We start from the raw sequence: 6,402 nt of genomic DNA, 5'->3' as shown, positions 1-6,402 counted from the left end.
AGCTATCAGCTATCAGCTATCAGCTATCAGCTATCAGCTATCAGCTATCAGCTATCAGCTATCAGCTATCAGCTATCAGCTATCAGCTATCAGCTATCAGCTATCAGCTATCAGCTTTTGAATAAAAGAGGTAAGCAAAAGTTTAATCTCAGTTCCTTGGCCTTTCGGCCAAGGAATTCATTGTATTTGGCTTTGAGTCCGTTGAACTCCTAAGCCGGATAGCTTGTTTTAAGCTGACCGCACCTCAAGTAGCGTGAGCTTTTAGCTCACGGCTGACCGCTGACGGCTGAATGCTTACATCTGATTAGCCTTTCAGTCCCTCTAACCAACTGGATAAATCCGACCCATCGGAAAAATCGAACAATGCCTCACTCAGTTGATCTAAATCAGCAGCAGATAAGTTGTTGATGACTGATTCTAGAGTAGGCTCGATTGTTCCAACCTGGCGTTTCAACTGACGCATAATTAGCTCCAGTTTTCCTTGCTGTAAGCCTTGCTGTAAGCCTTGCTGTAAGCCTTGCTGTAGACTTTGTTGGACTTTCTCTTCTCCCCAAGGTAATAAATGTCCAGAGCTATCCCACCACCGTAACCAATAGTTGGTGATTTCTGATTTTTTACCGTACCATACTCCCAGAAACAAACCCATAGATTCAATCCAGTAGCGTCCATTAGCATCGGGTTGTTGAAGGGTATAGCTTCCTGAATTAAGCGATCGCATTTCCAAACTTCCGGACCCTGGGTCAAAAATCACATAAATTGGTACTTGTAGGATTTGCTCGTAAAAGTACCATTTGCCATAGGGGTAACGGGGGTTCATGGAATATTCTCCTTGTTCCTTTTCGGATAAGAATTCCATAACCACTGCTGGTACCTCTCCTTCGGTGTGAGGGGTATAGCTACGGCGAATCACCCCTGGTAACACAGGAAACACAGAAGGTACATAAAACCAGTCCGGTGCTTTGACTACTGTTTTACCGTCCACATTGGCACAGAGTCCAAAGTTGGACGCAATCAGCATTGAGTTAGTGATAAATCCGGCTAATTCCAGAATCTCTCGCAGGATAGCCGCTAATAAGGGATGATAGAGATTTTCCACTGGGTCATCGGGTAATTGAAATTCGTCGGGGAGTTTTTCCCATCGGATAATGGGTTCGGCTTTCGTTTGAGTCATAGCCATATCGGGTGTCTTTATATCTTTAAGGTAACGAAAAACTTAACTTTGTTTGTTTGAATAGAGTTTTGAAGAGACTGCCGAGTTTTGAGGGTTTAGTTTTGAGTAATAACGACAGATTTTAAAATTTTATTATATTTATAGATTACAATTAATGTTAACTACTAAATTATTAAACACTAACTACTAATGACAAAGAAAACACTTGAAACCGCTACCTATGTCGAAGCAATGGCGCAACTCCTTGATTTAGACCTTAAGCCCCAACACCGTCCTGGTGTTATCAAAAACTTCGCTAAAATTTATGCGATCGCATCTTTAGTGACAGAATTTACCTTACCTGATGATATCGAAGCTGCTCCGGTATTTGAACCTTAGGATGCTGATTTTTTTTCTAGTAAATTAGAAAGCTTATTGGTTTATAACCGTTACTAAATCATCATAATAATAGTTTAAATTGGGATGCTAACCGTGAAACAAATTGATGATGCTATTGGAATTGCCACTGGGATTCGAGAAGGTCAAGTCACCGCAAAAACAGTTATTACTAACTGTCTCGAAAAAATCACTGTCCGTAACCAATCCCTTAACTGTTTCACAACGGTTACCACTGACCAAGCCTTATCCGATGCTGAAGAGATTGATCATGCTATTGCTAAAGGGAACAATCCCGGTCCATTGGCAGGAGTTCCTTTTGCAGTTAAAAACTTATATGATATTGCTGGCTTAATAACATTAGCTGGGTCAAAAATTAATGCTGAAAATCCTCCTGTTTCCCGTGATGCTACTGCTGTAACTAAACTAAAACAAGCGGGTGCTATCCTAGTCGGAGCATTAAATATGGATGAGTATGCCTATGGCTTTGTAACGGAAAATAGCCATTACGGTGCAACTCATAACCCCCATGATCTCACTCGCATTGCTGGTGGTTCCTCTGGCGGCTCGGCAGCAGCAGTGGCAGCGGGATTAGTACCAATTACTCTTGGTTCTGATACCAATGGTTCAATCCGGGTACCAGCTGCGTTGTGTGGTACTTTTGGCTTAAAACCTACCTACGGACGATTGTCTCGCGCAGGGGTTTTCTTGTTTTCTGCTAGTTTGGATCATATCGGTCCGTTTGCTCGTTCTGTACGGGATATTGCTACTACTTTTGATATCCTTCAGGGAGCAGATCCCGCTGATCCAGTTTGTAGCAATCGTCTCCCAGAACTCTGTGTCCCCCACCTTAACGAAGGGATTGAAGGGTTACGGATTGGGGTTGCTGATGGGTATTTTGCTCAAGGGGCAGAACCAGAAGTCTTGGATGCTGTGGCTAAAGTGGCTAGTAGCTTGGATGTAACTGCCTCGGTTACTATCCCAGAAGCCAAGCGAGCCAGAGCAGCAGCTTATATTATTACAGCTAATGAAGGGTCAAACCTCCATTTGGACAATTTGCGTAAACGTCCCGATGATTTTGATCCAGCTACACGCGTACGCTTTTTAGCAGGTGCCCTAATTCCAGGCACTTGGTATATTCAAGCGCAACGGTTTCGACAATGGTTTCGCGATCGCATTCGGGAAGTCTTCCAAAATGTCGATATTATCCTCGCTCCCACTACCCCTTGTGTTGCTCCCCTACTGGGTCAAGAAAAAATGGTCATTGCTGGGGAAGAAGTGTTGGTTCGTCCAAACTTAGGATTATTTACTCAACCCTTATCCTTCATTGGCTTACCGGTCTTATCGGTACCAATTCACCGTCCTGGTCAAATGCCCTTAGGGGTACAAATTATTGCTGCACCCTACCATGAAGCCATGATTCTTAGAGTTGCTGCAGTGCTTGAGGAGCAAGGCATCGTTTCAGCAGCGGTTGTGTCTTAACAAATCGATGATTGAGACAATATTCTTTTACCGCAAATAGTTGTATAATAAAATATTAATTATTGCCACAATTCAAAAAGAAGTATAAAGAGTTAAGTATGAAACAATTTTATCTAGCATTTATCTAGCAGCATGCTCTCCCAGATTAAAGAGTTAGCCCAAGAACTTGCCCCGCGTCTGATCGAAATCCGCCGTCATCTCCACTCTCACCCAGAATTGAGTGGTCAAGAACACCAAACAGCCGCTTACGTAGCTGGGGTCCTATCCTCCTGTGGTCTTCATGTACAAGAAAGGATTGGCAAAACTGGTCTTATCGGTGAACTGATTGGTGGTACCGATGACCGATTAGTCGCACTGCGCACTGATATGGATGCTCTACCCATCACCGAACAAACTTGCCTCGATTTTGCCTCACATCAACCGGGAGTCATGCATGCCTGTGGTCATGATGTCCACACCACCGTAGGCTTAGGCACAGCTATGATTCTATCCCAACTCGGAGAAACTTTTCCTGGTAATACTCGCTTTCTGTTCCAACCAGCTGAGGAAATTGCTCAAGGTGCAAACTGGATTGTTAAAGATGGGGGCATGAAGGATGTCAGTGCTATCTTTGGTCTTCACGTTTTCCCATCAATTCCAGCAGGGTCTATTGGTATCCGCTATGGGGCATTAACAGCAGCAGCGGATGATTTAGAAATCGTAATTATGGGAGAATCCGGTCATGGAGCTCGCCCTCACCAAGCTATTGACGCGATTTGGATTGCTGCCCAGGTGATTACCACCCTCCAACAAGCTATTAGTCGCACCCAGAACCCATTACACCCGATGGTCTTGACAATTGGACAAATTAGTGGTGGGCGAGCTCCGAATATTATTGCTGACCAAGTCCGCCTAGTAGGAACAGTGCGATCGCTTCATCCCCAAACCTATGCTGGCCTACCCGATTGGATTGAAAAGATTGTGGCCAATGTCTGTAATGCTTATGGCGCTCGCTATCACATCAACTATCAGCGGGGAGTACCATCAGTACAAAATGACCTAGCCTTAACTCAGTTGTTGGAAGCAGCAGCTAAGGAAGCTTGGGGAAGCGATCGCGTTTCAATCATACCGGAAGCCTCTATGGGTGCAGAAGATTTCTCGGTTTATCTACAACACGCTCCTGGCAGCATGTTCCGCCTCGGGGTTGGATTCCAAAATAAACTAAACTACCCACTGCACCATCCTCTGTTTGCCGTGGATGAATCGGCCATTGTTACCGGTGTAGTTACTCTCGCTTATGCGATTTATAAGTACTGGCACCAGGACTGTTAATTATAACGTTAATTGACAGTTAATTGTACAGTTAATTTTAGCGATTTGCCAGTGTTTTAAGTACATATTATGTTTTTTTGTTCCCTGTTCCCTGTTCCCTGTTGCCTTTTGCCTTTTGCCTTTTGCCTTTTGCCTTTGATGCTAAAGTCCTAAGACTGATTTAGCAATATTGAAATAAATCAACACACCCAAGACATCAACAACTGTTGTAATGAATGGTGCGGACATCAGAGCTGGGTCTAAGCCTAGGTGACGGAACAGAAACGGTAGGGCTGAACCGGCAATTGATGCTAAAAGTGCGATCGCAATCAGACTCACTCCCACCGAGAGGGCTACTGACAAATCTCCTTGTAACCAGTAAGCCCATCCCGTAGCCATCGTACCCAGAATTACTCCTAGTAATAACCCCGCCAGTGCCTCTCGCCCAATCACTTGACCGGGGCCTAAGTCACGAATTTCATCAGTATTCAAGCCGCGAATCACCACCGTAGAAGACTGAGCTCCCACATTCCCACCAGTGCCAGTGAGTAAAGGGATAAAAGCTGCTAGGGCAACAACCTGCTGCAAAATAGACTCTTGAGACTTTATGATCGTACCCGTAACCGTATTAGTGAGTAACAAGACAAATAACCAAACTACCCGTCGGCGGGCAACTGTGAATAAATTGGTTTGAAAATAATTATCCCCCTCCGATTGGACACCACCACCGACCGCGTACATATCTTCTGTTGCTTCCTGCTCCAAGATATCAATCACATCATCCACAGTGACAATACCCACTAGACGCTGCTCCCGGTCAACCACTGGTACAGCCAGGAAATCATAGCGTTGGATCATCCGTGCTACCTCTTCCTGGTCTGCATAGGTATAGACATATACCACATCACGAGTCATAATTTCACCCATGGTGGTCTCGGTGGCAGAAATCACCAAATCCCGCAGGGAAACAATCCCAGTCAAATGTCGAGAGTTATCAGTTATATAGAGGTAATATACGACTTCCGAGGCTTTGGCTAAGCTACGAATCTGCTCTAAGGTCTCGGTAACTGTCAAGTTTTCCTTAAGGGAAATATATTCAGGGGTCATGATTCGCCCTGCTGTTCCATCCTCATACCCCAAGAGCAGGGCTGTGGCTCGGCGTTCTTTGGGACTTAACTGTGACTGCAAGCGTCGGACGACCTTAGCTGGTAACTCATCAAACAACCTGGCTCGATCATCTGGCGACATCTTGTCTACGATATCCAGTACCTCCTGATGTTTAAACTTCTCAATTAGAGACTGTTGGACACTGGAGTCAAGATTTTCATACACCTCAATGGCCTCAGATTTAGACAATAAGCGGAAGGCAATCACTTGCATTGCTTCCGGTAATCCTTCAATCGCTTCCGCAATGTCTACTGGTTGTACTGGTACCAGCACTTGCTTAGCACCCTGAAGATTACCTTGCTCCAGCAGTATCTGCAGCTGAGAACGCACCAGCTGTCGCAGTTCACTACGCGAGATTGTCTGGAGGGAAATTTGGTTTTCAGTCAATGCAAACCCTCCTGTTGAGTAGGTTCTACTTGTTTGTCACTGCTGACTCAAGTCTAGATGGTTTTGGACTTGCTCCAAGACTAATTGGTAATTTGTAATCCGTACTTGGTAATCCGTACTTGGTAATCCGTACTTGGTAATCCGTACTTGGTAATTAGTCGGACATCAATAAATAAATAAAATTATATTAATAAATATAAAATTAAAACCATCTTTACTGCTGATCAGGCTTGAGTAACTTCACCAAAGTTAACACAGTTACTCAAACGCTTATCCTACTACTTAATTGGTAACTAACCCAACTATCCTTTGGATTCCGATATTCACCAATGCCACTACTTGAGGCATCTTAGTCCAAGAGTATTTTCAGCGCAATAGTTATTTGAGAGTGATCCCATCACCCTATTAAACTAAGCCGCAGAGTTACCTCTGCGACTCGTCTCCAAAACCGTACGTGACAGTTTCCCGTCATACGGCTCCTCATGATAGGAACACACTTTCATTGGTACCTCCACATTAGAAAGGATTGT

5 protein-coding genes and 1 pseudogene are annotated in these 6,402 nt (G+C 44.3%); 4 read left to right on the top strand and 2 right to left on the bottom strand.

The window, feature by feature from the left end; genetic code table 11:
• Window positions 1-213, top strand: a pseudogene (locus F6K37_RS29590) (hypothetical protein); the annotation flags it as partial.
• A 91-nt stretch (window positions 214-304) separates the two neighbouring features.
• Here the strand turns inward: F6K37_RS29590 and F6K37_RS29585 are convergent.
• Window positions 305-1,177, bottom strand: a complete 873-nt coding sequence (locus F6K37_RS29585; RefSeq protein ID WP_009149431.1) for a DUF4351 domain-containing protein — start codon at window positions 1,175-1,177, stop codon at window positions 305-307.
• Between the two features lie 183 nt (window positions 1,178-1,360).
• Here F6K37_RS29585 and F6K37_RS29580 point away from each other — a divergent pair, with 183 nt between their 5' ends.
• From F6K37_RS29580 to F6K37_RS29570, 3 genes are all read left to right on the top strand, one after another.
• Window positions 1,361-1,549: a DUF4089 domain-containing protein gene (locus F6K37_RS29580; protein WP_009149434.1), complete on the top strand. Its 189-nt coding sequence runs from the start codon at window positions 1,361-1,363 to the stop codon at window positions 1,547-1,549.
• Between the two features lie 84 nt (window positions 1,550-1,633).
• Window positions 1,634-3,028: an AtzE family amidohydrolase gene (locus F6K37_RS29575; RefSeq protein WP_009149438.1), complete on the top strand. Its 1,395-nt coding sequence runs from the start codon at window positions 1,634-1,636 to the stop codon at window positions 3,026-3,028.
• 132 nt (window positions 3,029-3,160) lie between these two features.
• A complete protein-coding gene (locus F6K37_RS29570; protein WP_009149442.1) occupies window positions 3,161-4,339 on the top strand; it encodes a M20 family metallopeptidase in 1,179 nt (392 codons plus the stop codon).
• 141 nt (window positions 4,340-4,480) lie between these two features.
• On the opposite strand, the gene mgtE is transcribed toward F6K37_RS29570, so the two are convergent.
• The gene (gene mgtE / locus F6K37_RS29565) at window positions 4,481-5,872 is read right to left on the bottom strand and encodes a magnesium transporter (RefSeq protein WP_287254044.1); all 1,392 of its coding nucleotides are present in this window, start codon (window positions 5,870-5,872) and stop codon (window positions 4,481-4,483) included.
• Between the last annotated feature and the right edge of the window lie 530 nt (window positions 5,873-6,402).

This window comes from Moorena sp. SIO4E2 (assembly GCF_010671945.1).
Classification (GTDB): Bacteria; Cyanobacteriota; Cyanobacteriia; order Cyanobacteriales; family Coleofasciculaceae; genus Moorena; species Moorena producens.
Note: the sequence above shows the minus strand (reverse complement) of the source record. Positions and strands in the feature narration are given on the sequence as shown.

Coding starts and splice junctions, on each gene's coding strand:
- F6K37_RS29575 (WP_009149438.1), top strand. CDS start 1,634: ATGCTAACCGTGAAACAAATTGATGATGCTATTGGAATTGCCACTGGG.
- F6K37_RS29585 (WP_009149431.1), bottom strand. CDS start 1,177: ATGGCTATGACTCAAACGAAAGCCGAACCCATTATCCGATGGGAAAAA.
- F6K37_RS29580 (WP_009149434.1), top strand. CDS start 1,361: ATGACAAAGAAAACACTTGAAACCGCTACCTATGTCGAAGCAATGGCG.
- F6K37_RS29570 (WP_009149442.1), top strand. CDS start 3,161: ATGCTCTCCCAGATTAAAGAGTTAGCCCAAGAACTTGCCCCGCGTCTG.